Annotated in this window: 19 protein-coding genes and 3 pseudogenes; 16 read left to right on the top strand and 6 right to left on the bottom strand. The window is 69.9% G+C overall.

What is annotated here, in order from left to right; genetic code table 11:
- Window positions 1-68: 68 nt before the first annotated feature.
- Window positions 69-845 carry a DUF427 domain-containing protein gene (locus ACIQI8_RS41610; protein ID WP_402363253.1) on the bottom strand — a complete coding sequence of 259 codons (777 nt, stop codon included), beginning with the start codon at window positions 843-845 and terminating at the stop codon, window positions 69-71.
- 432 nt (window positions 846-1,277) lie between these two features.
- Between ACIQI8_RS41610 and ACIQI8_RS41605 the strand changes: the two genes are divergently transcribed.
- The 7 genes and pseudogenes from ACIQI8_RS41605 (at window position 1,278) to ACIQI8_RS41575 (ending at window position 12,439) form a co-directional block, all read left to right on the top strand.
- Window positions 1,278-2,225: an alpha/beta fold hydrolase gene (locus ACIQI8_RS41605; RefSeq protein ID WP_402363250.1), complete on the top strand. Its 948-nt coding sequence runs from the start codon at window positions 1,278-1,280 to the stop codon at window positions 2,223-2,225.
- A 108-nt stretch (window positions 2,226-2,333) separates the two neighbouring features.
- Window positions 2,334-2,828 (top strand): cupin domain-containing protein, encoded by a 495-nt coding sequence (locus ACIQI8_RS41600; protein WP_402363247.1) that lies wholly within the window; start codon window positions 2,334-2,336, stop codon window positions 2,826-2,828.
- Between the two features lie 211 nt (window positions 2,829-3,039).
- A complete protein-coding gene (aceE, locus tag ACIQI8_RS41595; RefSeq protein WP_402363244.1) occupies window positions 3,040-5,727 on the top strand; it encodes a pyruvate dehydrogenase (acetyl-transferring), homodimeric type in 2,688 nt (895 codons plus the stop codon).
- 333 nt (window positions 5,728-6,060) lie between these two features.
- Complete coding sequence (locus tag ACIQI8_RS41590; protein ID WP_402363241.1) at window positions 6,061-8,826, top strand: ATP-binding protein; 2,766 nt, start codon at window positions 6,061-6,063, stop codon at window positions 8,824-8,826.
- A gap of 329 nt (window positions 8,827-9,155) precedes the next feature.
- Complete coding sequence (locus tag ACIQI8_RS41585; RefSeq protein WP_402363238.1) at window positions 9,156-9,920, top strand: sigma-70 family RNA polymerase sigma factor; 765 nt, start codon at window positions 9,156-9,158, stop codon at window positions 9,918-9,920.
- A 451-nt stretch (window positions 9,921-10,371) separates the two neighbouring features.
- Window positions 10,372-10,637, top strand: a pseudogene (locus tag ACIQI8_RS41580) (WhiB family transcriptional regulator).
- A gap of 179 nt (window positions 10,638-10,816) precedes the next feature.
- A complete protein-coding gene (locus ACIQI8_RS41575) occupies window positions 10,817-12,439 on the top strand; it encodes a cytochrome bc complex cytochrome b subunit (protein WP_402363235.1) in 1,623 nt (540 codons plus the stop codon).
- A gap of 114 nt (window positions 12,440-12,553) precedes the next feature.
- On the opposite strand, the gene ACIQI8_RS41570 is transcribed toward ACIQI8_RS41575, so the two are convergent.
- From ACIQI8_RS41570 to ACIQI8_RS41560, 3 genes and pseudogenes are all read right to left on the bottom strand, one after another.
- Entirely contained in the window at window positions 12,554-13,615 is a 1,062-nt protein-coding gene (locus ACIQI8_RS41570) for a ferritin-like protein (RefSeq protein ID WP_402363232.1), read from the bottom strand.
- A gap of 120 nt (window positions 13,616-13,735) precedes the next feature.
- Window positions 13,736-14,309 (bottom strand): annotated as a pseudogene (locus ACIQI8_RS41565) (YceI family protein).
- Window positions 14,310-14,518: 209 nt separating this feature from the next.
- Window positions 14,519-15,241, bottom strand: coding sequence for a class I SAM-dependent methyltransferase (locus ACIQI8_RS41560; RefSeq protein WP_402363229.1), 723 nt, complete (start codon window positions 15,239-15,241; stop codon window positions 14,519-14,521).
- Between the two features lie 295 nt (window positions 15,242-15,536).
- Between ACIQI8_RS41560 and ACIQI8_RS41555 the strand changes: the two genes are divergently transcribed.
- From ACIQI8_RS41555 to ACIQI8_RS41540, 4 genes are all read left to right on the top strand, one after another.
- Window positions 15,537-16,271 (top strand): alpha/beta fold hydrolase, encoded by a 735-nt coding sequence (locus tag ACIQI8_RS41555; RefSeq protein WP_402363226.1) that lies wholly within the window; start codon window positions 15,537-15,539, stop codon window positions 16,269-16,271.
- A 479-nt stretch (window positions 16,272-16,750) separates the two neighbouring features.
- Entirely contained in the window at window positions 16,751-17,617 is an 867-nt protein-coding gene (locus ACIQI8_RS41550) for a sigma factor (protein ID WP_402363223.1), read from the top strand.
- A 215-nt stretch (window positions 17,618-17,832) separates the two neighbouring features.
- Window positions 17,833-18,408 (top strand): hypothetical protein, encoded by a 576-nt coding sequence (locus ACIQI8_RS41545; protein ID WP_402363220.1) that lies wholly within the window; start codon window positions 17,833-17,835, stop codon window positions 18,406-18,408.
- A 193-nt stretch (window positions 18,409-18,601) separates the two neighbouring features.
- Window positions 18,602-18,919, top strand: a complete 318-nt coding sequence (locus tag ACIQI8_RS41540) for a hypothetical protein (protein WP_402363444.1) — start codon at window positions 18,602-18,604, stop codon at window positions 18,917-18,919.
- Between the two features lie 114 nt (window positions 18,920-19,033).
- On the opposite strand, the pseudogene ACIQI8_RS41535 reads toward ACIQI8_RS41540, so the two are convergent.
- A pseudogene (locus tag ACIQI8_RS41535) lies at window positions 19,034-19,294 on the bottom strand (class I SAM-dependent methyltransferase); the annotation flags it as partial.
- 135 nt (window positions 19,295-19,429) lie between these two features.
- On the opposite strand from ACIQI8_RS41535, the gene ACIQI8_RS41530 reads away from it, so the two are divergent.
- From ACIQI8_RS41530 to ACIQI8_RS41510, 5 genes are all read left to right on the top strand, one after another.
- Window positions 19,430-19,555: a hypothetical protein gene (locus tag ACIQI8_RS41530; protein ID WP_402363217.1), complete on the top strand. Its 126-nt coding sequence runs from the start codon at window positions 19,430-19,432 to the stop codon at window positions 19,553-19,555.
- 305 nt (window positions 19,556-19,860) lie between these two features.
- Window positions 19,861-20,943, top strand: a complete 1,083-nt coding sequence (locus ACIQI8_RS41525) for a patatin family protein (protein ID WP_402363214.1) — start codon at window positions 19,861-19,863, stop codon at window positions 20,941-20,943.
- 59 nt (window positions 20,944-21,002) lie between these two features.
- A complete protein-coding gene (locus ACIQI8_RS41520; protein ID WP_402363211.1) occupies window positions 21,003-21,560 on the top strand; it encodes a PaaI family thioesterase in 558 nt (185 codons plus the stop codon).
- Window positions 21,561-21,644: 84 nt separating this feature from the next.
- Entirely contained in the window at window positions 21,645-22,478 is an 834-nt protein-coding gene (locus tag ACIQI8_RS41515; RefSeq protein WP_402363208.1) for an alpha/beta fold hydrolase, read from the top strand.
- Between the two features lie 318 nt (window positions 22,479-22,796).
- Window positions 22,797-23,621 (top strand): alpha/beta fold hydrolase, encoded by an 825-nt coding sequence (locus ACIQI8_RS41510; RefSeq protein WP_402363205.1) that lies wholly within the window; start codon window positions 22,797-22,799, stop codon window positions 23,619-23,621.
- Between the two features lie 148 nt (window positions 23,622-23,769).
- On the opposite strand, the gene ACIQI8_RS41505 is transcribed toward ACIQI8_RS41510, so the two are convergent.
- The gene (locus ACIQI8_RS41505; protein ID WP_402363202.1) at window positions 23,770-25,230 is read right to left on the bottom strand and encodes a PLP-dependent aminotransferase family protein; all 1,461 of its coding nucleotides are present in this window, start codon (window positions 25,228-25,230) and stop codon (window positions 23,770-23,772) included.
- Between the last annotated feature and the right edge of the window lie 381 nt (window positions 25,231-25,611).

Here is a 25,611-nt window from a genome sequence, read left to right as displayed (position 1 = left end):
GCACACCTGTGACACACGAGGGCCCCAGACCGATCGTGTCGGTCTGGGGCCGGGCCGCGGGACGGGGACTAGGGAGAGGGCACGCCGGGCTTCGGCAGCGGCTCTCCGTCCACGTAGAGGTCGACATGCTCGTTGTAGAAGGCCGCCAGGCCCGCGATGCGGTTGGCGTGGATGGTCGGGAAGTCGTACGCCCAGACGATGTCCTCGTGGGCGGCGGCCTCGCCGTCGAAGGACCAGTAGCCGCTCGTCGTGCCCTTGTACGGGCAGTGGGACACCGTGTCGGAGTGCCGCAGCCGGGTCCAGTCCACATGCGCGCGGTCGAGGTAGTAGCGGGTGGGCAGGCCGGTCTCGAACAGCTTGACGCAGGACGGAGCCTGCGCCAGGACGACGCCCTCCACCTCGACGCGGACGCTGCTGGAGGAACGTACGGCGTCGACACGGGAGTAGGGGCTCCTGGGGTGCACGAAGACGGGTTCGTCCTCCTCGAACCAGTGGTCGATCGCCGACCACTCGAAACGCACGGTGTCCCGGAGCGGCGCCGGGGCGTCCTGCCCCCACACCCAGGCGGCACCGGGCCGGGAGTCCTCGCCCACGGACAGCGTGTGCCGGTGGGCGGTGCCCTTTCCGTGCCGCTCGGCGAATCCCTCGTCGTCCAGGACGCCGTCGACGAGGTCCCGCACCGGGATGCTGAACTGCGGATAGGCCTGCCATTCCCAGACGTACAGGGCCCGTCGGGTGTCGAAGACGGTATGCCCGTCGATCACGCCCCTGATGCGGCGGGGCACGGGCTCCACGTGCCCGACGGGAACGAGGAAGCTGGGATGCAGAACACTTTCGGTTTCCATGGTCATCACCTAGGTCGGTCGGATGATTCGTGCCCGTTCGGGGCGGCCGGAAAGACGTGCAGACCCACGTCGGCCTGGGTCCGTCACGCCGCTTGCCGGGACGGACCGCGGTGGGTCGTGTCCGGGGGCGGTACGGCGCTGAGCAGGGCCTATTTCACTGTCACAGCGGGCGGCGAAGGCCGGTCTGTGCAGGGTGACGGCCCCCATGACGAGGAGATCACACCGTGAACGCGCGTACCCATTATGACAACAACACTCTTGACGGCAACACTGTGATCCGCACATGCACATCGATCACACTGTCTTCGGGGGCCGAGCCCGGCGGCAGCCGGACCCGGTAGCGGGCCGGCCCAGCCACCCGGTACGCCCCCGGTCGCGCCCACCCGGAGCCGCGGCCCCATCCCCCACCCAGTCCTTCGCCGGAGGATCAGCATGTCCGCCCTCCCCCTGCTCACTCCGCTCCGGCACGTCACGACCGACGTGCTCGAAGTCGCCTACTACGAGACGGGCTCCGCCGACGGTGACACCGTCGTCCTTCTGCACGGTTTCCCCTACGACATCCACAGTTACGTGGACGTGGCCCCCCTGCTGGCCGAGAACGGGTTCCACGTCGTCGTCCCTCACCTGCGGGGACACGGCCCGACCAGATTCCTGTCCGACTCCCTCCCCCGCTCCGGTCAGCAGGCGGCCCTGGGAGCCGACGTCATCGCGCTCCTCGACGCCCTCGACATCGAGCGGGCCTTCCTCGCCGGCTACGACTGGGGCGGTCGCGCGGCCACGGTCGCCGCGGCGCTGTGGCCCCAGCGCGTGAGCGGACTGGTCTCGGTCAACGGCTACCTGATCCAGGACATCGGCGCCGCCATGAACCCGATCGCTCCCGAACAGGAAGCGGGCTTCTGGTACTTCTACTACTTCCTCACCGAGCGCGGCCGCGCCGGCCTGGCAGCCGATCCACGAGGCGTCGCCCGGGTCATCTGGAAACGGAACTCCCCCGTGTGGGCCTTCTCCGAAGCCGACCTGGAGCGGGCCGCGGAGGCCTTCACCAATCCTGACTACGTCGACGTCGTGATCCACTCCTACCGGCACCGGCTCGGTCTGGCTCCGGGCGCGGAGGCGTACGCCGCCCTCGAAGCGCGCCTCGCCGGACTGCCCCCGGTGACCGTCCCCACGGTCACCCTGGACGGCACCGCCGACGGGAACTTCCCGGCGACGGACGGTGCGTCCACGGCCCACCACTTCACCGGTCCCCGCCTGCACCTCCAGGTGGCGGACGCCGGCCACAACCTGCCGCAGGAGCGCCCCGAGGCGTTCGCCGCGGCGGTGCGGGACGTACGGGCCCTTCGCCGCGGACACCCCCGCCGCGACTGCCTCTCGCGCTGACGTCCAGGCCATACCGCCGTGCGGACGTCACATCGGCCCGTGCCCGCCGGTCACATCAGGTGAGGGCAGTCTCGCGGCGGCCCTGACCACTGCAGGAAAGGAACAGCCATGTCGTACCCCTATCCGGAACAGAAGTACTTCGGAGACGCCGGTGAGGTCAGCGCCGTGTTCCGGCCGGCCACCACGCCACCCGACCTCGGCGAGGACGGACCAGGGAAGGACGCCACCCACTACCTCGCCACCACCGCGACCACACGGGGTGAATTCGGGCTCTACCGCGTCGAGATGCGACCGCGGGCGGGCGGACCGAAGACGCACTACCACAAGCGGATCTCCGAGTCGTTCTACATCCTCGACGGCACCGTGCGCGTCTTCGACGGTGCGCGCTGGGTGGACGCCCGCAAAGGGGACTTCCTCCACGTGCCGCAGGGCGGGCTGCACGCCTTCCGCAACGATTCCGACGCACCCGCGGACATGCTCCTGCTGTTCACACCGGGAGCGCCGCGCGAGGAGTACTTCGAGCAGGTGTCGACGCTGGCGCACGCCTCCGAGGAGGAGCGTTCCGCCTTCTTCGACCGGCACGACTCCTACTTCGTGGAGTAGGTCCGCCCACAAGGCGCCCGCGTCCGTGCCCTCCCCACCCGCACGGACGCGGGACAACCGCCGTCAGGGGCGGGCACCGGTGGTCGCCCCCGTGTCACAACGACACCCTCCGTCCGGTCTGTACGGCAGGGCCCGAGGCCACACCCCGCCGGCACCGCACCATCGCGACCCCGTCCCTCGACCTCCACCCCATGCCTTCAGGAAGGCCGCCATGAGTGACCCGTCCCGGCCCACCGCGTCCCTGACGAGCAGCGAACTCGACCAGCTTCCCGACCGTGACCGCGAGGAGACCGCCGAGTGGCGGGCCTCCCTGGACGCCGTCGTACGGAACGCCGGACCCGAGCGGGCGGTGTACCTGATCCGGCGGGTGCACGAGTACGCGGCGCGCTCCGGCCTGTCCGTGCCGGAACTGCTGACGTCGGACTACGTCAACACCGTGCCGGCGACCGCGCAGCCCGCGTTCGACGGCGATCTCGCCATGGAAACCAGGATCACCGCGCTGAACCGCTGGAACGCGGCGGCGATGGTCACCCGCGCCTCCCGGCTGGGCCTGGGCGGCCACATCTCCACCTACGCCTCGGCGGCCTGGCTGTACGAGATCGGCTTCAACCACTTCTTCCGGGGCAAGGAACAGGACGGCTCGGGCGACCAGTTGTTCCTCCAGGGGCACGCCTCGCCGGGCATTTACGCCCGAGTGTTCCTCGAAGGCCGCCTGACCGAGCGGCAGTTGGAAGGCTTCCGGCGCGAGGCGGGCGGTCACGGCCTCCCGTCCTACCCACACCCCCGGCGTCTGCCATGGCTGTGGGAGTTCCCGACCGTGTCCATGGGCCTCGGCCCCCTCGGCGCGATCTACCAGGCACGTTTCAACCGCTATCTGCGGGCACGCGGCATCAAGGACACCTCCGCCTCACACGTGTGGGCGTTCCTCGGCGACGGGGAGACGGACGAACCGGAGTCGACGGCCGCTCTGTCGCTGGCGTCTCGTGAGGGCCTGGACAACCTCACCTTCGTGGTCAACTGCAACCTGCAGCGCCTGGACGGACCGGTGCGGTCCAACTCCAAGATCGTGCAGGAGCTGGAGGCGCGTTTCCGCGGAGCCGGCTGGAACGTGGTCAAGGCGCTCTGGGGCGAGGCCTGGGATCCGCTGCTGACCCAGGACCGCACGGGCGACCTGGTGCACCGCCTGGGTGAGGTGCCCGACGCACAGATGCAGACCCTCGCCGCGCGGGACGCCGCCTACATCCGTAAGAACTTCTTCGTCGGCGACGCCCTGTCCGCGGTCTCCGCCTCCTTGAGCGACGCCCAGGTGGTGGAGCTGTTCGCGAACTCCCGTGGCGGACACGAGCCGTTGAAGGTGTACGCCGCCTACCGGGCCGCCTTGGAGCACCGGGGAGCGCCGACGGTGATCCTCGCCCAGACGGTCAAGGGGTACACGCTCGGGTCGGCGTTCGAGTCCCGCAACGCCAACCACCAGATGAAGAAGCTGACCATGCCGCAGTTCCGCGACATGCGCGACCTGCTCGAACTGCCCATCCCCGACAGCGCCCTCGCCGGTGACGAGGTCCCCTTCTGGCACCCGGGAGCGAACTCACCCGAGGTACGGTACCTGCGCGAGCGGCGCGCCGCGCTGGGCGGTCCCGCCCCGGCGCGGCGCGTCGTCGCCGGGCCGCTGCCGGAACCCGCCGCCAAGCCGTTCGAGGCGCTGCTCAAGGGCTTCGGCAACCAGGAGGTCGCCACCACCATGGCGCTGGTCCGCCTGGTCAAGGACCTGATGCGGGACGGCCGGACCGGCGCCCGCTGGGTGCCGATCGTCCCCGACGAGGCCCGCACCTTCGGCATGGAGTCGATGTTCCCCACCGCCGGCATCTACTCGCCCCTGGGCCAGACCTACGACCCCGTCGACGCCGACCAGTTGCTGCACTACAAGGAGAGCGAGACCGGGCAGCTCATCATCGAGGGCATCACCGAAGCGGGCTCCGTGGCCGAGTTCACGGCCGCCGCGACCTCGTACGCCTCCCACGGCGAGCCGATGATCCCCTTCTACATCTTCTACGCCATGTTCGGATTCCAGCGCACCGGCGACCAGTTCTGGGCTCTCGCCGACCAGATGGGCCGCGGGTTCGTCGTGGGCGGGACCGCCGGACGCACCACCATGACCGGCGAAGGTCTCCAGCACGGTGACGGCCACTCGCACCTGCTGGCCGCCACCAACCCGGCTGCCGTCAGCTACGACCCGGCCTTCGCCTTCGAGATCGCGGTCATCGTCCGCGACGGCCTGCGCCGGATGTTCGGGGAACGACCCGAGAACGTCTTCTACTACCTCACGGTCTACAACGAACCGAAGCGCCAACCGCCCATGCCGCAACTGCCCGGTATCGAGGAGGGCATCGTCCGCGGCCTGTACCGGCTCCGGCCGGGCGACCCCGCCGTGCCCGGACCCCGGCTCCAGCTCCTTGCCTCCGGCACCGCCGTCCACTGGGCGCTGCGCGCCCAGGAGTTGCTCGCCGCCGACTGGAACGTGCGCGCCGATGTGTGGTCGGTGACGTCCTGGACGGAGCTGCGCCGCGACGCGGTGGACACCGACGCCGCCCGCATGCGCGGCGAGACACGGGTCCCCTTCGTGACCGAGGCGCTCTCCGGCGCGCCCGGCCCGGTCCTGGCCGTCAGCGACTGGATGCGTCAGGTCCCCGACCAGATCAGCCAGTGGGTCGAGCAGGACTACTACTCGCTCGGTGCGGACGGATTCGGCCTGTCCGACACCCGCGAGGACGCCCGGCGTTTCTTCGGCCTGGATGCCGAGTCGATCGCTGTGACAGCTCTGGACCGACTGGTGCGGACCGGGCAACTGGCCCCACAGACCGTCGACCAGGCGCGGAACCGCTACGGCCTGGACGGCTGAAGGAGTCGTACGACGTCATGACGGTTTCCGTGACCCAGCGCATGCTTGCCGAGCCCTCGGCCGGGGGCGCCGTCCGTCACGGCCACGGCTCGGGCACACGAGGCGCACCCAGTCGTCGGCGCCGGAATCAACACCGGCACCGTCCAGCGCTACCGGGTCGCGTTGCGGAGAAGCACCGGACACGATTGCGGACGATCCCACGGGACGGGCGCCTCGTCCGCCCGCGGCCCGACGCGACGGCACCGCCCTGGGACTCACCCACCGTGTGACCAGCGGCGCGATGGAGTTGTGTGGCCGAAGACCGCATCTATACGCTCACTGCCGGGGGTGTTCATGGAAGGCAAGTATCCGGGCTCACTGTGGGGGCGGGAGAGCGAGCGCGCGGTCCTGGACCGGCAGTTGGCCAAGGTGCGGGAGGGCCACAGCGCGGTCCTGGTGCTGCGGGGCGAGGCCGGCATCGGCAAGTCCGCGCTGCTGGAGTACATGGCCCACAGCGCGGACGGCTGCAAAGTGGTGCGCGCGGCGGGAGTCGAAGCCGAGATGGAGCTGGCCTTCGGGGGTCTGCACCAGCTCTGCGCGCCGTTCCTCGATCACCTCGGGCACCTCCCCGATCCGCAGCGAACGGCCCTGGAGACCGCCTTCGGCCTCAGCGCGGGCACTCCTCCGGACCGGTTCCTCGTGGGACTTGCGGTCCTCAGCCTGCTCGCCGACGTCGCTCAGGAGACGCCGCTCATCTGCCTCGTCGACGACGTGCAGTGGCTCGACCGTGTCTCCGCCCAGATCGTCGGGTTCGTCGCCCGTCGGCTGATGGCCGAGCGGGTCGGGCTGATCTTCGGCGTCCGCGAGGCCGACGGGGAACGCGCGCTGCAAGGGCTGCCCGAGCTCACCCTCGGCGGCCTGAGCGAACCCGACGCCCGCGCGCTGCTGGCCTCGGTCCTTCCCGGCCGGTTCGACGAGCCCGTCCGCAGCCGCATCCTCGCCGAGGCCCGCGGCAACCCGCTGGCCCTGCTGGAACTGCCCCACAGCTCCAGCGCGGCCGAACTCGCCGGCGGGTACGCCTCGCCGTCGATGCGGCCACTGGCCGGCAGGCTTGAGCACAACTTCACCCTGCGGGTCCAGGAACTGCCCGCGCAGACACGGCGGCTCCTGCTGCTCGCGGCGGCCGAGCCCGTCGGCGACGTCTCCTTGCTCCACCGCGCCGCCGACCTCCTCGGCCTGTCCATGAGCGAGGCCTCCCCCGCGCTGGCCGCGGGCCTGCTGGAAGTGCGCACACGGGTCCAGTTCCGGCATCCGTTGGTGCGTTCGGCCGTCTACCGCGCGGCGGGACTTCCCGAACGCCGCGAGGTGCACCGGGCCCTGGCCGACGCGACGGACGCACGGTCCGATCCCGACCGCCGCGCTTGGCATCTGGCCCGCGCGACGGCGGAGCCTGACGAGGCCGTGGCGGACGAACTGGTCCGCTCGGCCGACCGCGCCCAGGCGCGCGGCGGCATCGCCGCGTCGGCGGCCTTCCTGACGCGAGCGGTCGAACTGACGCCCGATGCCACCCGTCGCCGGACCAGAGCGCTGGCAGCGGCTCGCGCCAAGTACCTCGCCGGAGCGTTCGACGCCGCGCTCGAACTGCTGAACATCGCCGAGATGGACACCCTCGACGACCTGCAACACGCCCAGGCCGGCCTGCTGCGCGGACAGATCACCTTCGGGTCCCGCAGTGCCGGTGCCACCGTGCCGCTGTTGCTCACGGCGGCCCGACAGTTCGAGCCGCTCGACGCGGGCGTCGCACGCGAGACCTACCGCGACGCCTTCTACGCGGCCCTCACAGCGGGCCGTATCACCAGCGGGCCCGGGCTCGAGGAAGTCGCCCGGTCCGCGCGCACCGCACCGCAGACATCCCACCCCGGCCCCACCGACCTCCTGCTCGACGGCCTGGCCACGGCCACCACGGACGGCTACGCGGCGGGCGCCCCGATTCTGCGCCACGCGCTGAGCACCCTGCGCTGCGGTGGCTTCACGGCGGAACAGTCGCTGGGCTGGCTCCCGTTCGCCTGCCGCATGGCCCACAACGTGTGGGACTTCGACAGCTGGAGCTCGCTGTCCGCCAAACTCGTCCGTCTGGCCCGCGAGACCGGAACGCTGTCCGTGCTGCCCTCAGCGCTCCTGCTCCGGCTGGCGAACCGGGTCTTCGCCGGCGATCTGGACGACGCCGCCTCGCTCGCCGCGGAAGCGGTGACGATCGGCGAAGCGACCGGCAGTCATTTCCTGGCGCACTACGGGGCGCTGGTGATCGAACCCTGGCGGGGGCGCGAGACGGAGACGTTGCGGGCGATCGGGACGATCACCGGCGACAGGACCCTGAGTGGCGAGGGGAAGTCGCTGACCGCGCCGCAGTGGGCACTGGCGGTGCTGTACAACGGCCTGGGGCGATACGAGGAGGCGCGCGTGGCCGCGGTGAAGGGCTGTACGTATCCGCAGGAGCTGGGGCTGGCCCTCTCCTCCCTGCCCGAGCTGGTGGAAGCGGCGGCACGCAGCGGTCGGCGCGACCTCGCCGTCGATGCCGCCGACCGTCTGTCCGCCATCGCCGAGGCCAGCGGCACGGCCTGGGCAGCGGGGACCGCCGCGGCCGCGCGTGCCCTGGTCAGTGAGGGCGAGACGGCCGACGCACTGTACCGGGAGGCGATCGCCCGGCTGGAGAGCACACAGGTGCGGACGGCGTGCGCCCGTACCCGGCTGCTGTACGGCGAATGGCTGCGCCGCGAGGACCGCCGCACCGAGGCACGGGACCAGCTGGGCCGCGCCCACGAGATCCTCGACCGGGCGGGCGCGGAGGCCTTCGCCGAGCGCGCCCGCCGGGAGCTGGAGGCCACCGGGGAGACAGTGCGCGGCCGTACGCCGGGCACCGACGAGGCGCTCACCCCTCAGGAGGCCCAGATCGCACGGCTGGCCGGGGAAGGGCTGACGAACCTCGAAATCGGAGCGCAGCTCTTCCTCAGCCCGCACACCATCGAATGGCACCTGCGGAAGGTGTTCACGAAGCTCGGGATCAAGTCCCGCAGGCAGTTGGGCGCCGTGCTGCCTGGAGGCGCGGCGACCTCCGCCTGACCCTGTGGGCAGCGCCCGCGACAAGGCCGCGCGCCTTTGACCGCGGCGGAGGGCACACCCGTGCGCCCTCCGCCGGCCGCCTCCTCAGCACGTGTCGCGCGGGCCCTTCCGCCGACCACGGCCCCGGGGCCCCCGTGCCGTCCGGGGGGCCGCGGCCGTCCACCGACCGGGGGTGACAAGGGGGTGGTGGACCGTGGCCACGTGGCGGCCACGGTACGACCCCGGGGTCCCCCACGGTCCACCAAGGGCGCGGCAACCGCCCTCCCGAAGCGAACTTGGTGTCGGCGGCCACGGAGGCCGCCGATCCCGAGCCAGCAGAGGAGCCGATCGTGGACACATCTGTGATCGCAACCCGCACGAATCCGCAGACCGCGACGGTCACCGCCACACCCGCGGCCGTCGAACTCCACGACGCAGCCTTCGTGTTCGTCCGCGCCAGGCCGGGACTGCTCAAGATCGCCAACCGGATCCTCCGAGACCCCGGCGAGGCCGAGGACGTCATCCAGGAGACATGGCTGCGGTGGCAGGGCACGGACCGCACCGTCGTCGCCAACCCCGGCGCGCTGCTCCGGACCACGACCGTCCGGCTGGCCATCAACGTGCTGCAGTCGGCGCGCCGGCGCCGCGAGTCCAGCGCCACCCCCTGGCTCCCGGAACCCACGAACGGCAATACAACACCGGAGGTGCTGGCCGAACGCCAGAACGCCGTGGAACAGGCCGTCGCGCTGCTCCTGCAGACCCTGACGCCCAACCAGCGCGCGGCGTACGTGCTGCGTGAGGCCTTCGGCTACTCCTACGACGAGATCGGCGACCTGCTGGACCTGACAGTGGCGAACGCGCGGCAGCAGGTCTCCCGCGCGCAGGACAGGCTCAACAACCGCCGGCACCGGCAGCACGTGGACGCGGTCACCCATCGGCGCCTAGTACAGGCGATCTTCACTGCCGCCCGAACAGGCAACCTCGGCCAACTGGAGCGCGTGCTCACCCGCCGGGACGCCCCGCGTTCCGACGCGGGGACGGGCACCTACGACGGCATGCCCCCGGAGACGATCCCCACGAGACCGGCTCATGACACGGAGGCGTGGGTCGCGTGACGCACCCCGCCGGCGACCGCACCCGGTCCGGCGCGACCGACCGGCAGCACGCCCTCGACAGGCTCCACCGAAGAGCTTCGGCTCGGGGACCTCGCGAACGGGCTGGGCCGAGTCGGTCCGCCACCAGCAGGCCGCTGGGGCGCCCGCGCCGGCAGGACCTGAGGATCGCGCTCACCGCCGCGCCGGCTCGGGCATGCGGAGGTACTCCCAGCCGATGCCCGGCCCCCCGAAGTGGGCAACGGCACCGGGCCGGTTCCGGCGACGTGGTAGCGCTGGTCGACGGCGGACCCCGTACCGACTCAATACAGTGAGTCTCTCGTCACACTGTCCTTCACACCGTTCTGTTCCGCGATCCAGCTGGATCGCCTCGCGGACGACTGCGCGTCACAGCAGCCCGCTCCCCGCGGTCAGATCTGTGAAGGGCAACGGTGACGAGCGAGGAGGTACCGCCATGAGCTGGCGCGAGAAGGCGGAGTGCAGGGATGTCGACCCCGATCTGTTCTTCCCCATCGGGACCGGGGCCTGACACTGTTCCAGATCGGCGAGGCCAAGGCCGTGTGCGCCCGGTGTCCCGTGCGGGAGCGGTGTCTGCAGTGGGCGCTCGACGTCGGTCACGTCGAGGGTGTCTGGGGCGGCACGACGGAGAACGAGCGCCGTGCGGCGCGACTGCGCTCGGCACGGCAGAACACCGAGCCGATCAGCGCGAAGGCGTCCTGACCAGGACACCCTGGCACGATCCTGCCACACGATGTCATGTCACACCTTCACCACCTTGCCGGTCCTCTCTGATGAGGGCGACGAACGATGCGCCGGCCGCAGCTCTTGGCCGCGCACCCGTTCGTTGCGCGGATCCGGCCGCAAGGCGCTCCTGATGACGTGTTGATGGTGGTAATGACATGAGCGATGCAATCGAGTCGACCACGGCAGCGGGCGACCGTAGCGGCGAGAGGATCGCCGAGTGGATGAGGACCCGGATGGGTGTCCGCCGCGCCGCCGGGGCCGGTGGGCCCAAGGCCCGTCCCGACCACTGGTCGTACCTGCTGGGCCAGATCTGTGCCTCCAGCTTCTTCATACTCCTCGTCACCGGCGTGTATCTGACCTTCTACTTCCACCCGTCGACGAACCAGGTCGTCTACGACGGCGGTTACGCCCCTCTGCGCGGGCAGTTGGTGTCCGAGGCGTTCGACTCGACGATGCACATCTCCTTCGACGTACGCGGCGGGCTCCTCATCCGCCAGGCCCATCACTGGGCGGCACTGATCTTCGTCGCCGCCGTGCTCACCCACATGATGCGCGTGTTCTTCACCGGCGCGTTCCGCAAGCCGCGCGAGCTGAACTGGGTCGTGGGCTTCGTCCTGCTCGTCCTCGGCATGTTCGGCGGCCTGACCGGCTACGACCTCCCCGGTGACCTCCTGTCGGGAACCGGGCTCTCCGTGGTGAACGGGACGCTGCTGTCGGTGCCGATCGTCGGCACGTACCTGTCGATGTTCCTGTTCGGCGGTGAGTTCCCCGGACATGATCTCGTGCCGCGCTTCAACGTGATCCACGTCCTGATCATTCCGGCGTTGATGCTGGCGCTGGTCGCCGTCCACGTCGTCCTGGTGCGGCGCCACCGCCCCGCCCAGCGCCCTGGCCCAGGACGGACGGAGAAGAACGTGATCGGCCTGCCGACGCGGGTGTACGCCGTCAAGGCGGCCGGCTACTTCAGTCTGGTCGCCGGAGTCGTGTGCACCATCGCCTCGATCGCCCAGATCAACCCCATCTGGGAGTACGGCCCGTACCGCGCCGATCAGGTCTCCGCGGGATCACAACCCGACTGGTACATGGGGATCGCCGACGGGATGCTGCGCGTCATGCCCGGCTGGGAGTTGACCTTCTGGGGTCACACCCTGGCCCTCGACAACCTGATCCCCCTCCTGGCCGGCCTCGGCTTCTTCCTCGTCATGGGTGCCTATCCGTTCCTGGAGGCCTGGGTCACCGACGACGACCGCGACCACCACCTGCTGGAGCGGCCACGCAACCGGCCCGTGCGTACCGCGTTCGGCGTGGCGTGGATCGGTGTGTACCTGGTGGCGCTGCTCGGGGCCGCGAACGACGTCATCGCCCTGACCTTCCACGTGTCGGTCAACGCGGTGACCTGGACGGTCCGCATCGCCCTGTTCGTCGTACCGGTCCTCCTCTTCCTCGTGACGAAGCGCGTGGCCCTGGGCCTTCAGCGCCGCGATCGCGACAAGGTTCTGCACGGCCGCGAGACAGGTGTCATCAAGCGCCTGCCGAACGGCGAGTACGTCGAGGTGCACCAGCCCCTCGACGCGCGCGCACTCCACGTCCTCACCGCACACGAGCAGTACCAACCCCTCGAAGCGGGAAGGCCCGACGAGAACGGCCGCACGCCCCGAGCCGACAGGACGCAACGGTTCCGCGCGCGGCTCAGCCGTGGCTTCTACGGCAAGGGGACCCAGATCCCCAAGCCCACCGCGCAGGAGTACAAGGAGATCACCGGCGGGTATCACGGATGACGACGGCACGGGGCAGAGACGACGGCCCCAAGTCTCCTCACACGGTCGCCGATCTACATGGCCCATGTCTCGGCCCCCTGGACAACGGGTCCAGAGGGCCGAGACGTGTGCGGATCAGGAACGTTGCTCCGGGGCGACGTAGTCGAAGGTCGGGCCCGCGGTCATGTCCTCGCCGTCGGGCATCGCCATCAGGCTCTGCGCCTGTCCCTTGAGCGCGTACATCGTGCCCACCGACACCCCGAGCATCGCGGGATTGCCGTTGAACGCCTGCTCCAGGAGCTGGAGCAGTTTGCCGTACGCGACATTGAACGCCTCCTGCGCCGTGCGGATCGCGCTGCCCTCCGGATGGTCCTCCAGCCGCGGGTTGGGACGCATCGGGCGCACCCCGGCGGGGTCGACGGTGATCGTCTCACCGGTGGGGCCGGTCTCCGGTGTGTCGCCCGGCTGGTATCGCCGGCCCTGGGACAGTTCCTGGAAGCGGTAGTAGTGCGAGACCGCCTTGCTCTGTGCGTGGAACATGTCCATGTCCCCGTCCCACACGTCGACGCGTGCCGCCCCCTCGCCCTGCTCGACGATCTCCTCCAGGGCGGCGAGCGCCGAGGTGAGATCGGTGACCGGGCTCAGCTGCCCGCCGGTGTGACCGAAGGGGCCCGCGGCCACCTGCCGGGCGGGGTCACCGGTGAAGACCTGCTCCTCGCCGAGCCGGGCGCAGAGGTCGCGCAATCCCCTCTTGACGGCGTCATAGAACTGGCCGATGGTCTGGTAGCCGTCGTCCTCGGCCGGATCTCCCGGCTGGGCCGGTTGCTCCAGGCGCAGGAACATCGTGAGCGCCTCCTGTCCGAACGGCAGCAGGGACAACTGGATGGAGGGATCGGCGTGCGGCATGGCCCGTGGGTGGGGCGCCAGTATCCGCGGTGTGTCGACGCGAGGTCGTCCGCCGACTGCGTTGAGGAGGTTCGCCGCGAGCGCGAGGTGGATCATCTCCTCGACGAACACACTGCTGATCACCTCGACGGCCTGGGCGTTCCGTTCGGGGTCGAGCGAGTACAGGGCCGTGAGGTAGGGCGGCAGCGTGGCGTGTTCCAGTTCGATGGCCCATTGCAGGTGCTCCCGCAGGTCCTCGATCGTCGTGATCGGGCGGAACTGGGGCTGGCCGGAGAGGTCTTGCTGATTCATGGGGGTCTCACCTGGGTTTCGTGCGTACGGTTCGGCCGCGGGTGCGGGCCGATCTGTGTCAGGGGAATCGCCGCCGGCGGGGGCCGTGCCGGGCGGCCGGCGCCGTGGGGCGGGCGCCGGTCATGAGGCGTCCGCGCGGGAGAGGCGGATGGCGGAGACGTCGAGACTGACCTTCGCTCTGTCACTGATGAGGACACCTCCGGCCTCGATGGGCGTGTTCCAGCCGAGGCCCCAGTCGGAGCGGCGCACAGTGGTCGTGCCGGAGAAACCGACACGGTGGCGACCCTTCTCGTCCCGCGCAGATCCACCGAAGGCGAGGTCGATGTGGAGGGGGAGTTCGACGTCCTTGATCCTCAGCTGGCCCGTCATACGGAAACTGACCGTCGCCGTAGTCCTCGAGCGCGAGGGAACGGAACGTCATCAGCGGATACGTGGCGGCGTCGAAGAAGTCCGGTCCCATGAGGTGGGTGTCCCTGTCGCGAGTCCCGGTGTCGAGACTGCCGGTCTGGACACTCAGGTAGGCCTCGGAACGGGCCGGCTGGTACCCGTCCAGTTTGACCAGCCCCTCGAACGAGCCGAACCGTCCGCGCACGTTCGCGATCATGGCGTGCCGGACGGAGAAGCCGATGGTGCTGTGCGTCGGGTCGATGGTGTAGACGCCGGTCAGAGCTGGGTACGGAGCGTCGGTCCACATGTGGGGGTCCTTGCGGTTGCTGATCACGACGAGCGGGTCGTTGCGAACCGTCGCCGTATCGCTGGGGATGGTGGGGCGGATCACGGCCGAGGACGGCACAACCAGGTCCGCAGGAGGAAAGACAGGAAAAGGAGGCCTCCTGTGACACCGACCGCACGGCCGGGAGCACGCTCCGCGGTACGGAGCATCGACGTGTGGTCAGTCCGCTGTCACTCACGTCGTACGGTCAGCACCGCGAGGTCGCCTGCTTCGGGCACCCGGGTCAATCCGTGCTCGGCGAGTTCCTCGATCACGTCCTCCCGGGACGCCGGCCACATCCAGAAGGTCTCGGTGTGCTCGCGCACGACCCCGGTCCCGTCCCGCACCCAGTAGTCACAACGTGTGCGGATACGTCCCGCTTCGGCCGACAGCACCATGTGGCCGCCGTACTCGTGCCGGCCGAGTCTCTGGGGAGGCAGGGGGCGGACGGTGGGCATCCGCGGAAGGTGTGCGGGCGGAAGGTGCAGCAGGAAGACGCCGCCCGGGGTGAGTGCTTCGGCGACCGCCGGGTAGAGCCGGCGTCGCGAGGAGGGGTCGAGGCACGCCAGGGTGTTGTGGCAGACGGCGACATCCGCGACACCGCGCAGCCGCGCCTCGTCGAGACCACAGGGGTGCACGGTGACCCGGCCGCGCACGTCGGCGGGCAGGGAGGCGAGGCGGGTCATCAGCGCGGAGCGCATGGAACGCGCCGGCTCGACGGCGTGCACCGCCACCTCGGACGCGGCGAGGCCCAGCAGCGTGACACGGCCGGTGCCCGCGCCGATGTCCAGCACACCGAGACGTGCGCTTCCCACCGCCGTTCCGTACAGATCCCGGACCTGTGCCGCATCGACCTCGCCCTGCAGCACGTCGTAGAACTCGGCACTGACCGCGTACGCGTCTCCTGAAGGCATGCCCGTCGGATGCGCGGGCGACCGGGACGAAAGGGAGTACATGCCCAAGTGACAGATCCGGCGCTGAATCTGTGACGGTACGACGGGACGCGGACCGCCCGGGACGAACCCGAGGCGCAGGATCTCTGCCTCCCCGCGGCTCTCCCGGGACCGTGCTGCGATCACACGTAACATGGTGTGCCACTATGTGGTCCGTAGTCGGCGCGGCACCCCGTGCTCGTCGCCCCGGTCCACTGTCGGCCGCACTGTCTTCTCAGATTCCGGCCGCCGCCCTACCGAGAGGGATGTACCCACCATGCCCGCCATCCTGATTCACGGCGTTCCCGACACTCATCGCGTGTGGAACGGCGTGCGCCGCCATCTGTCCCGCTCGGACGTCGAGGCCTGGGACCTGCCCGGATTCGGGACTCCCCGGCCCTCGGGCTTCGGCTCCGACAAGCAGGAGTACGTCGATTGGCTCGTCGAACGCCTTGAGCGTGTCGGTGAGCCAGTGGATCTGGTCGGTCATGACTGGGGCTGCATCCTCACCGCCCGCGTCGCCTCGATCCGCCCCGACCTGGTGCGTACCTGGGCCGGTGGCAACGGGCCGATCAGCTCCCGCTACGTCTGGCATCCGCTGGCGAAGATCTGGCAGGACAGGGTCGAAGGGGAGCGGTTCATGGCCGCGCTGGAGCCCGAGTCCTTCGCGAAGGACCTGGTCGACGGCTTCGACGCGCCCGTTGAGCCAGTGGAGGAGATGATCCGGCACGTCGACGACACGATGAAGGACAGCATCCTGCGGCTGTACCGGTCGGCCGTGACCATGGGAGCGGAGTGGGAACCGGCCCTGTCGAACGTGACCGCACCGTCCTTGGTGTTCTGGGGCGCTCGCGATCCGGCCTGCCAGGTCGAGTTCGGCGACGCACTCGGGGGGGCGCTGCACGCCAACGGCGTCGTCAGGCTCGACTGCAACCACTGGACCGTGCTGGAGCGGCCCTCGGAGGTCGCCGCCGCCCTGGAAACGCACTGGGCGGAGGGCACTGATCGCTAGTGCTCCGCGCCGGCGAGTGGGGCGGCGGCGGGCTGTGCCTTCCCTCCGGCGCGCGCGTGTCGACGGGCGGCACGCTCCCGTCAGCAGGCCGTCGTCGTGTTCGCGACACCAGCTCACGGGGCGCTCGTGGACGGACGCGCGGTCCTCGTTGCCCACCGGGTACCTCCGGAACGGCGGCGGCCGGCGTAGGCCCATCACTGCCGGCGGGTCCCGCGTCGATGGGCCCGGAGGTGTGCAACGGGCCCGACATCGACTCCGCCGGCCTGTGAGAAAGCGGGCGCGACCGCCGGAACACCCTGTCGGGCCCGGGGCATACGCCCGCAAGACCGTGTCACATGATGCGCCTCTGTCCGGTCACCAATGAGTTGCTGACGAACCGCTGGACGTAGGAGGGCACCCTCCCGGGCGGCTGCGGCGGAGATTGGCGCCATCAGGGGTGGCACCGCCGTGTCGGGTGCTGCGCGAAGGAGTGATGCCATATGGACCAGGAGCCGGACGACCACGGGATGCCGATCGCGGAGCTGCTCGACGAGCGCCGCCATCTGCTCGACGTGGCCTACTGGCTGCTGGGCCGGAGTCAGGAGTCCGACGACGTCGTGGCGGAGGCCTATCGGCGCTGGTACGGCTTGCCCGACGGTCACAGGGCGCGGCTCGCCGAACCCCGCTCCTGGCTGGTGAAGACCGTCGGCGGCATCTGCCTGGAGCGCTTGGCGCCGGCCGGACCGTCCGGCCCCGGCTTGGTAGGCGCGGCACCGCCTCGGGACCTGGACGGAGCGGTGAGCCAGGCCCTTCTCCAGGCGCTCGACACCCTCTCACCGGCCGAGCGCGCCGCGTTCGTCCTCAACGACGTGTTCCGGATGGCTCCGGGAGCGGTCGCCGACATCGTCGGCCGTACGGAACGCGAATGCGTCGAACTCGCCGCCAGAGCACGGCACAGCCTTCGAACCAGATGGGCACGCCCCACCACCCGACAGCAGCACGACCGTGTGGTACGAGCCGTCCACCAAGCCTGCATGGCGGAGAACCCCACACGCCTGACGGCCCTGCTGGCACCGGACGCCACCGTGTTCTTCGACGGCGGCGGCAAGGTCAGGACCCTGATCCGGCCCGTCCACGGTGCGCGGCGTGTCACCCGCAGCCTGCTCACCCTCCTGGCCGGCCGCCCCCACACCACACTCCACTGCCAGTCCGTCAACTCCCGCACCGGAATTGTGGTGCGCTACGGCGCCGAGGTCGCCGCCGTCATCAGTCTGGACGTAGCGGGCGACCACGTCGTGCAGATCTGGGCGGTCCTCAACCCGGACAAACTTCGGCACTGGAACCGGGCGGACGCGCAGGAGAGCTGAGCAGAGCGCCTGGTGGGCCAGGACATCCGCCACCGAAAGACAGTGGCAATTCCTTGTTCCTGGGCAGAATCCGGCGTCACTACCTTGTGTCTTCCGCGTTCGGACCTCGTACGCTTTGGCATACGACCCGACGTTGATTCCCAGAGTCCGAGCCGCGCGGCACCGCAACCGACGTCGACGCGTCGCGGCACGGAGATTGAGGATGAGAGGAACACATGGTCTCGGCAGCGCGCGCGGCACATGACATTGAGATCACCACGGAGCGCCTCCAAGAGGACCTCTCCCGCCTCCAGGTGCAGAAGCGCGCACTGGAGCGGGAACTGGCCGCCGTCGCCGCTCACCTCGACTCCGTCCAGCGCGCGTTGAGAGCCCTGACCGTCCTCATGGCCGAGCCGGCCGGGGACCGCGCCGCCGACGGCGAAGGCGCCCCCCGCACGGCGGAGCGAACCAAACCGGTGCCGGCAGGCGCCCAGAACGCCGCGCCAGCCCGCACCGCGCACAAGAGGCCCGCACCGCGGCAGACGGAACGCGCTCCCGCGCAGAAACCGGCGGCCCCGTCGCGCACAGAGACCGACGAGCTGCGCAGCTACGGTGCGCTCACCGAGCAGATCCTGGAGTACTTCTCCGGGGTCGGTGACACGGAGGTCCGCGCGCGCGACGTCGCCACGGCGCTCGGACGCGGCACCGACAACGGGAGCATCAACGCGGTGCGCAGCACGCTCGACCGCCTGGTCGGCACGTCCCGTGTCCGCCGGGCCGGCCGGGGCCTCTACCGCGCCCAGACATCCTGACCCTGGCCACCTGGGCTTTGCCAGAAGTCGGGATGGGACGGTCACGGCGCCTTGCCGAGCACGGACGGCCGTTCCGGGCCAATGAAACTCACGGACGTCACGCTCGCCACGCTGGCAGGTGGTGCCGCGGGCGCGGCGGGCTGGCCCGACCTCGCCTCCCTCGCCGCCGAGCACCGTGGCCACCGGAGCCGCCGTGTCCGTCCTCGCCGCCACCGCCGCCATCATCCAGCCCAAGGCGGGCCGAGCCCTGGACACCGGACGCCTGACCACCCGCACCGGACTGCTCACCGGACTTCTCATCACGGCCGCGGGACTCGCAGCGGCGATGGTGCCGGGTCTGCCCGGAGTCCTGCTGGCCGCTGCCCTCATCGGCGCCTATACCGGACTGATCACCCCTCTCGGCTTCGCTGCCCTCACCGCCTACAGCTACGCGGCCCAGGCCGTCCTCCTCGCCGCAGGTGGGCTGCTCGCCCTCGCCAACCGCCGCCGAGCGGAACCCACACCGAGCTGACCCGCTGTGGGGCTTCAGGCGCGGGCGTGCACGATTACGGTGCCGATATGGCCTGCCGTCGGAGCGTCCACGACGTGCGCCTCCGCCGCTCGCCGATGAGGGGAAGAGGCGGGAGGGGTCGGTGAACCAGGCCGCGCCGAAGATGGAGTACACCGCGTCATACCGGCCCTCGTCGGCGCAGAGCCAGTCGAGGATCTCGCCGTGCTCGATCCGCACACCGAGATGCGCCCACTTCTCTCCCGCCCGCTGCACCATGCGCGGCGACAGGTCGACACCGGTCGCCTTGACGCCCTGTTGCGCGAGGTGGGCCAGGTAGCAGCCGGCTGGGGGTTCAGGTTCATCCCACGGGAGCCCGAGAGCCGGGGCCGGTTTCATGTCCGTTCTCATCCGACGGCCTCTCCGGGGAGTCGTCCGCCTGTACCGAATGCGGCGGCGAGCACAGCGGGATCAGTCAGCAGGCCGGAACCGTCGGGGCGGCTGAGCCAGAAGCGGCCGTTGACGTAGGAGTTCATGGACGGGCACAGCAGGGACGGACTCCAGGAATACCTGTACGAGCCGATGGCCGCACTCCACTTGACGGTGACAACGGCCGGTGTCCCGCCCGACCTGCTGTGGACGTTGCAGCCTGTGGCCTGACCGGCTTCCGCCGCGGAGCCGTGCCGCCCCACTCCCCGCCCTCCCCGCCGCGGCCGCGCGAGAAGACGGCAAGGGGCGGACGGGCGACGGTGCCCCCGTCTCCGGTGACCGCCGCATCGGCACGACTGTGACGGACGTCACTTCTCGATGATTCGCGCCCCTCGAAGGCTGATTGCTACCGTAAAACATGAGACTAATGAATAGCGCTACACCCTACCGGCCAGTAGCGATACTGAAAAGGCGACGAAATCGCCTCCCCGGTCGCCTCGGAGTGAGCGCCCGGCGCCTCTGGAATCCGCCGGGGCGTGCCTTTCTGGACACCGCGCTTCGCTGGAACGCTCCAGAAGCGGCCGCGCACACGAAAAGCGGGTGGAAAGGTGTCTGACGCCGTCCTTCAGCTCCTGCGTGACCGCCAACGGCAGGGAAGCACTCCCGGGCGCCGCACCGATGACGCGCGATTGGTACTGCTCATCGAAGGCGGCAGCTCACGTGGTGCATATTCGAGCGGCATGACAGTCGCCATAGAGCGACTGGGGCTGTTGCCCATGTTCGATGCCGTGTACGGCAGTTCGGCGGGAGCTCTGAACGGCGCTTGGCTGCTGTGCGGCCGCGCGGAGAGCACCATTCACGCATGGTGGGACGCGACCATCATGCGTGGGACGATCGACGTGAGGCGGGCTCTGCGCCGGCAACCGGTGGTGGACACGCGTTTCCTCGTCCACACCGTGTACACCGAGATCATGCCGATGGGGTTCCAGGAGATCCTCCACAGCCCCGTCGAATTCCACCCCATCGCCACCGACGCCCTGACGGGTCAGGCCGTAGATCTGCATGAGCAGATCAGCGACCAAGCCAGTCTGCAGGCAGCGCTTCGAGCATCCACGGCAATGCCGCTTCTGGCTGGCGAGCCGATCGAGATCGGGGGGCGCCGGTTCGTCGATGCCGGGGTGAGCGAGTCGGTCTGCGTCCGGACGGCACTGGCTCAGAAGGCGACGCACATCGTCGCGCTGCGCACACGGCGTACGGACGAGACGACGTCGGTCCCGTCCCGGGGGGTGCGTCTGCTGATGTCGCGGTGGTTCGCCCGACATGCCCCGGGGGCCTTCGAGACGTGGCTGGACGGCGTGGCGGTCCGGGCGCAGGAGGAACTGCTTCTGGCATCGCATCCCGCGACCCTGCAGATCCGGCCCCCGCTCGGCAGCGCGGCCGTCGGCCGTACCGAGCGGCGTCCCAACCTGCTGCGTGCGGCCGTCGACACCGGCCGGGAAGCGGCGATGGACACGCTTGCAGCATGCGTCGACGAGGTCACGGAGACCACAGGGGCCGCCGGGGACCCGGCGCTGTCGCCACAGCCTCCTGCCGCACCCGCCGACCAGCAAATGCTCTGACGTCCGGTCAGAAAACCGGGCCGGCCGCGATCAAGTACGTGAAAACGGGAGTTCGTTCGATGACCTACGAAGCTGCACACATCGATCAAGCGCATCTGTCGCAGGACGGCGGCGACGCGATAGGAGAGCCGATCCGCGAGCGGACCTTCACCTGGGCGGATCCGCTGGCATTGGCCAGCGCCTGTGCCGGCCTGAGCGGCATGGAAATGTTCCAGGCCATGGCCGAGGGCAGGCTTCCACTGCCGCCCGTCATGAGCACCCTCGGAATCTCAGATCTGTCGTTCGACGAAGGGCGTGTCCGCCTCACTCTCGATCCGCAGGAATGTCACTACAACCCACTCGGCTCCGTTCAGGGCGGTGTTTACGGTGTCCTACTCGACGCGGCTTTCGGATTCGCGGTCCACACGAGGCTTCCGGCCGGCGTGGCCTACACCAGTCTCGATCTCTCGGTGAAGTTCCTCAGACCGGTCACGATCGACAGAGGACCCGTGTTCGCCGAGGCCACCGTTGTTCACCTGGGCCGCCGAACGGCTCTGGCCGAAGGACGCATCGCAGACTCTCACGACCGGATTTACGCGACCGCAAACAGCAGTTGCCTCATCATGCGTCCCGAATGAACCAGAAGAATTGTGCACATCTAGCCGAAGGAACCAGCGGTGGCCTCCATTCCTGTGTCCGTTCCGCCCCCGCGCCGTGTCGAGGTGTCCCAGGGCCCGGTCCACTATCGCGTGGTCGGTCCGGCCGACTCCTCGTTTCCGCCGGTGGTCTTCGTACACGGCCTGCTTGTAAACGGCAGGCTCTGGACCGGGGTTGCTGACGCGCTCGCCGAACACGGCATCCACAGTTACGTCCCCGACTGGCCGCTCGGCTCGCACCGCGTACCGATGCGTCCGGACGCAGACCTCAGCCCGCGTGGAGTGGCGGCGGTCATCGAAGGGTTTCTCCGTGCCCTCGATCTCACGGACGTCACCCTCGTCGGTAGCGATACCGGCGGCGCGCTGTGCCAGTTCGCCATCGACAGCGGCCACGAACGAATCGGCCGCCTCGTCCTCACCAACTGCGATGCCTTCGAGGTCTTCCCGCCTCGGGCCTTTGAAGGACTGATCAAGGCGGGGAGCCACCCCGTTCTCTTGAGACTGCTGTTCGCCGCCCTCCTGCCCACGGCAGTGCGCCACAGTTCCCGGGGTTACGGGTCGCTGTTCGCCGGTGAGCCGGACCCGGACACCACTCGCAGTTGGATCACACCCGCGCTGGGTGACGCCCGGATCCGCCGGGACGCGGCGAAGCTGATGAGTGCCATGCGGCCGGATGAGCTGCTCGACGTCTCCTCTCGTTTCGGCCGCTTCGACAAGCCCGTTGAGCTGGTCTGGGGAGACGCGGACCCGTTTTTCGAGTTCGGCTTGGCGGAGCGGCTCGCCGCGGCGTTCCCCCACGCGACACTGACCGCGGTCCCGGGCGGGCGGACCTTCTTGCCGATGGAGTTCCCCGAACAGATTGCCGACGTCATCGCCAGGGCAAGCGGAGTGGGCGCCTGAGCGAAGAAGGCTTACGGCCCCTCAGCCCCCTCCGGTGCGCGAGCGCGTTCCGCCCGCGCACGCACCGTTCCAGACAAACAAGCAACCAGGGAAACCGAAATGATCAGTAGGCGATCCGTGACGGCGTTCATCGCGACAGGGGCAGCAGGAGCTTCACTGCCGGCCCTTTCCGTCCCGGCGTCGGCAGCCGACGGTGATCACGCTTCAGGGCATGACACGACGGTCAGCCCACTGCCCGAGCTGGGACCTCTTCACCATGTTCGCGCCGGTGTCCTGGACATCGCCTACCACGAGGCCGGCCGGACCCGCGGACAACCCGTGATCCTGTGCCATGGCTGGCCGTACAGCCCCGACTCCTACCGCGAGGTGGTTCCCCGCCTGGTCCGCCAGGGCTTCCACGTCTACCTCCCGTATCTGCGCGGGTTCGGCGCCACGCGGTTCCTGAGCGACGACACCTTCCGGTCGGGAGAGCAGGCCGCGCTTGGCGCCGACGTCCTCGCCTTCATGGACGCTCTGAAAATCCGCCGGGCGGTGTTCGGCGGATTTGACTGGGGCGGAGGAGCCCTCACCATCGTCGCGGCCCTCTGGCCGGAGCGCTGCGACGGCCTCGTCGCGGTCAACAGCTATCCGGTCACCAATCTCGATCCGAGCGCCGTCGTGCAGCCGAACACCCCTGAACTCGAATCGGTGCACTTCTACTTCTACTGGTTCCTCACCCCGAACGGCGAGTCGGGCCTGGGGAAGAATCCCAAGGAGGTCGCCCGCACGGTGTGGACGAGGAACTCACCGGAGTGGCACTACTCCGAGGACGACCTCGACCGTGCGGCCCAGTTCTTCAGCAACCCGGACTACGTGAACGTCGTGATCCACAACTACCGACGCCGGCTCCTTCAAGTGCCTGGTGACCCCCGTTATGCCGACATCGTGGCACGGATGCTCACGATGCCACCGATCCCGGTACCCGCAGTCACCCTCGACGGCCTCGCCGACGCCAGTTTCCCGGCCACCGACGGGATGAGCACGGCGGCACTGTTCACAGGCCCCCGCGTGCACCACCAAGTCCCGCACGCCGGACACAACCTCCCCCAGGAGCAGCCCAAGGCATTCGCCGACGCCATCCGCGAGGTCCGGCGCCTCGGCTGAATTCGCCATCTGCTCGCCACGGACGCGCACCTTCGACGCCTGCCGTGGTGGCACTGTGAGGTCACGCCGCTGCCGCTCGACACCCTGCGGGGAGCGCACGTCGGAGCACTGGCTTGAGGCGCCGGGTGTCTGCTTCCCGGCGCCTGCGTCAGACGCCGGTGGCGATGCCGGAGTCGGCGCATACGGTGGCGATGCGGTGGACGCCCTCGGCGATCTCCTCGGTGCCGGCGATGTCGGCGAAGCTGAGCCGCAGATAGGGGGCCGGTGCTTCGGCGGCGAAGTAGGGACGGCCCCGGGACACTGCCACGCCGGCGCGCAGAACAGCGGCGGTGAGTGCGCTCTCGTCGGTGCCGTCCGGCAGACGGAGCCACAGGTGGTAGCCGCCCGCAGGAGCGCGGATGGAGGCGGCCAGGCGCGGAACGTAGTGGTGCAGCGCAGCGAGCATGGCCTCGCGGCGTTCCGTCAGGGCCGAGGAAATGGTGCGCAGATGACGCGGCCAGACAGGCGTGCTGACCAGTTCCAGGGTCGCCTCCTGCAGTGGCCGCGGTACGAAGAAGCTGTCGACCATCTGGATGGCCCGCAGTCGCTCCATGACCGGTCCGCGGGCGATGAGCGCGCCGACGCGAAGATTGGGGGAGGCCGGCTTGGTCAGCGAGCTGACGTGCACAACGGTGCCGTGGGCGTCATCGGCCACCAGGGGCGGCGGGAGATGTCCGCCGTGGCCGAGGCGGCGGGCGAAGTCGTCCTCGATGATGAAGGCGCCGGCCGCGCGTGCGATCTCGGTGACACGGCGGCGCCGGTCGAGAGCGAGGACCGCACCGGTGGGGTTGTGGAAGAGCGGTTGGCAGTAGAAGACGCGGGCCCCGGTGGCGGCGAAGGCGTCCTCCAGGAGGTCGGTGCGCACGCCGTTGTCGTCCACGGGCACGGGCACGGGGCGCAGGCCCGCGGCCCGCGCGGCGGCCAGTACGCCGGGATAGGTGGGCGACTCCACGAGTACCGGGGCCCCTGGCGGGGTCAGGGCGTGCAGGGCCGTGGTCAGGGCGGCCTGGCCACCTCCGGTGATGAGCACCTGGGCGGCGATGATGCCTCCGCTGGGTCCGCCCACCTCGCGGGCGAACCAGGCGCGCAGCGCGGTCAGGCCGTCCAGGGGCGGCCGGTCCCATGCGTCCGGGCGGCGGGCGGCACGGGCGAAGGCCGCGCTGAGAGCCTGCTGGGGCTGGAGCGAAGAGTGCAGATAGCCGCCGTTGAAGGCGATGACACCTGGAGGGGGAAGCGCGAGGCTGGCGAGAATGCTGGAGGCGTCGACGGTCCGCGGGGCGGGTTCGGCGTTTTGCTGGTCTTCGGCGGTCAGTGCGATCTGCTGCCACGACGTGTCGACGGCCTTGGTGTCGCCGACGCTGTGGGGGGCGCGGTAGGCGCCGGCCCCCGGCCGGGTGATCACCAGTCCTTCGGCGGCCAGGGCAGCCAGCGCGCGCGAGACCGTGACCGGGCTGGCCGCGAAGCGCTCGACGAGGGTGCGGCTGGACGGCAGCTTTTCTCCCGGGGAGTAACTGCCGAGCTCTTGGCGCAGAGCCGCTGCGATGCTTTCAGAACTGCTACCCTTTTTCACACCACTCAGGATAGTGCTTTTCACGGCAGTTCGCGCCCCCACCCCCTCGCTCTGCGGCCGGCGGGTGACGGCCGGGGCCGAGGGGGCCGCGCCCATCAGTCCACCGCACTTCGCCGGAAGGACCGGCAGTGGGGTCCCGGTGAGGCGGCGGTCGGTGATGGCGACGTGGACCGGAAAGCGCACTGTCGATGGGGGGATCTTCCTCGCCGACGCGTACCGGCGTCGCTGCGGCACGACGGTGAGCGTACGCGGCACCCTCAACCGTACGCGCGCGGTTCGATGGGCTGCTGTGATGCCGGCGCGGGTCGTACCGGGCCAGGCACGGCAGGTGAGCGGACCTCAAGGCTGCGCAGGAACTGCCGCAACGTTCGGTCCGTACAC

Source organism: Streptomyces sp. NPDC092369 (assembly GCF_044755245.1).
In the GTDB taxonomy this organism is placed as follows: Bacteria; Actinomycetota; Actinomycetes; order Streptomycetales; family Streptomycetaceae; genus Streptomyces.
This window is presented reverse-complemented; position numbering and strand designations above follow the sequence as displayed.

Excerpts from the sequence above, each read along its gene's own strand:
- ACIQI8_RS41610 (WP_402363253.1), bottom strand. The coding sequence starts at position 845 with ATGGAAACCGAAAGTGTTCTGCATCCCAGCTTCCTCGTTCCCGTCGGG.
- ACIQI8_RS41605 (WP_402363250.1), top strand. The coding sequence starts at position 1,278 with ATGTCCGCCCTCCCCCTGCTCACTCCGCTCCGGCACGTCACGACCGAC.
- ACIQI8_RS41600 (WP_402363247.1), top strand. The coding sequence starts at position 2,334 with ATGTCGTACCCCTATCCGGAACAGAAGTACTTCGGAGACGCCGGTGAG.
- aceE (WP_402363244.1), top strand. The coding sequence starts at position 3,040 with ATGAGTGACCCGTCCCGGCCCACCGCGTCCCTGACGAGCAGCGAACTC.
- ACIQI8_RS41590 (WP_402363241.1), top strand. The coding sequence starts at position 6,061 with ATGGAAGGCAAGTATCCGGGCTCACTGTGGGGGCGGGAGAGCGAGCGC.
- ACIQI8_RS41575 (WP_402363235.1), top strand. The coding sequence starts at position 10,817 with ATGAGCGATGCAATCGAGTCGACCACGGCAGCGGGCGACCGTAGCGGC.
- ACIQI8_RS41570 (WP_402363232.1), bottom strand. The coding sequence starts at position 13,615 with ATGAATCAGCAAGACCTCTCCGGCCAGCCCCAGTTCCGCCCGATCACG.
- ACIQI8_RS41560 (WP_402363229.1), bottom strand. The coding sequence starts at position 15,241 with ATGCCTTCAGGAGACGCGTACGCGGTCAGTGCCGAGTTCTACGACGTG.
- ACIQI8_RS41555 (WP_402363226.1), top strand. The coding sequence starts at position 15,537 with ATGCCCGCCATCCTGATTCACGGCGTTCCCGACACTCATCGCGTGTGG.
- ACIQI8_RS41550 (WP_402363223.1), top strand. The coding sequence starts at position 16,751 with ATGGACCAGGAGCCGGACGACCACGGGATGCCGATCGCGGAGCTGCTC.
- ACIQI8_RS41545 (WP_402363220.1), top strand. The coding sequence starts at position 17,833 with ATGGTCTCGGCAGCGCGCGCGGCACATGACATTGAGATCACCACGGAG.
- ACIQI8_RS41530 (WP_402363217.1), top strand. The coding sequence starts at position 19,430 with ATGGACGGGCACAGCAGGGACGGACTCCAGGAATACCTGTACGAGCCG.
- ACIQI8_RS41520 (WP_402363211.1), top strand. The coding sequence starts at position 21,003 with ATGACCTACGAAGCTGCACACATCGATCAAGCGCATCTGTCGCAGGAC.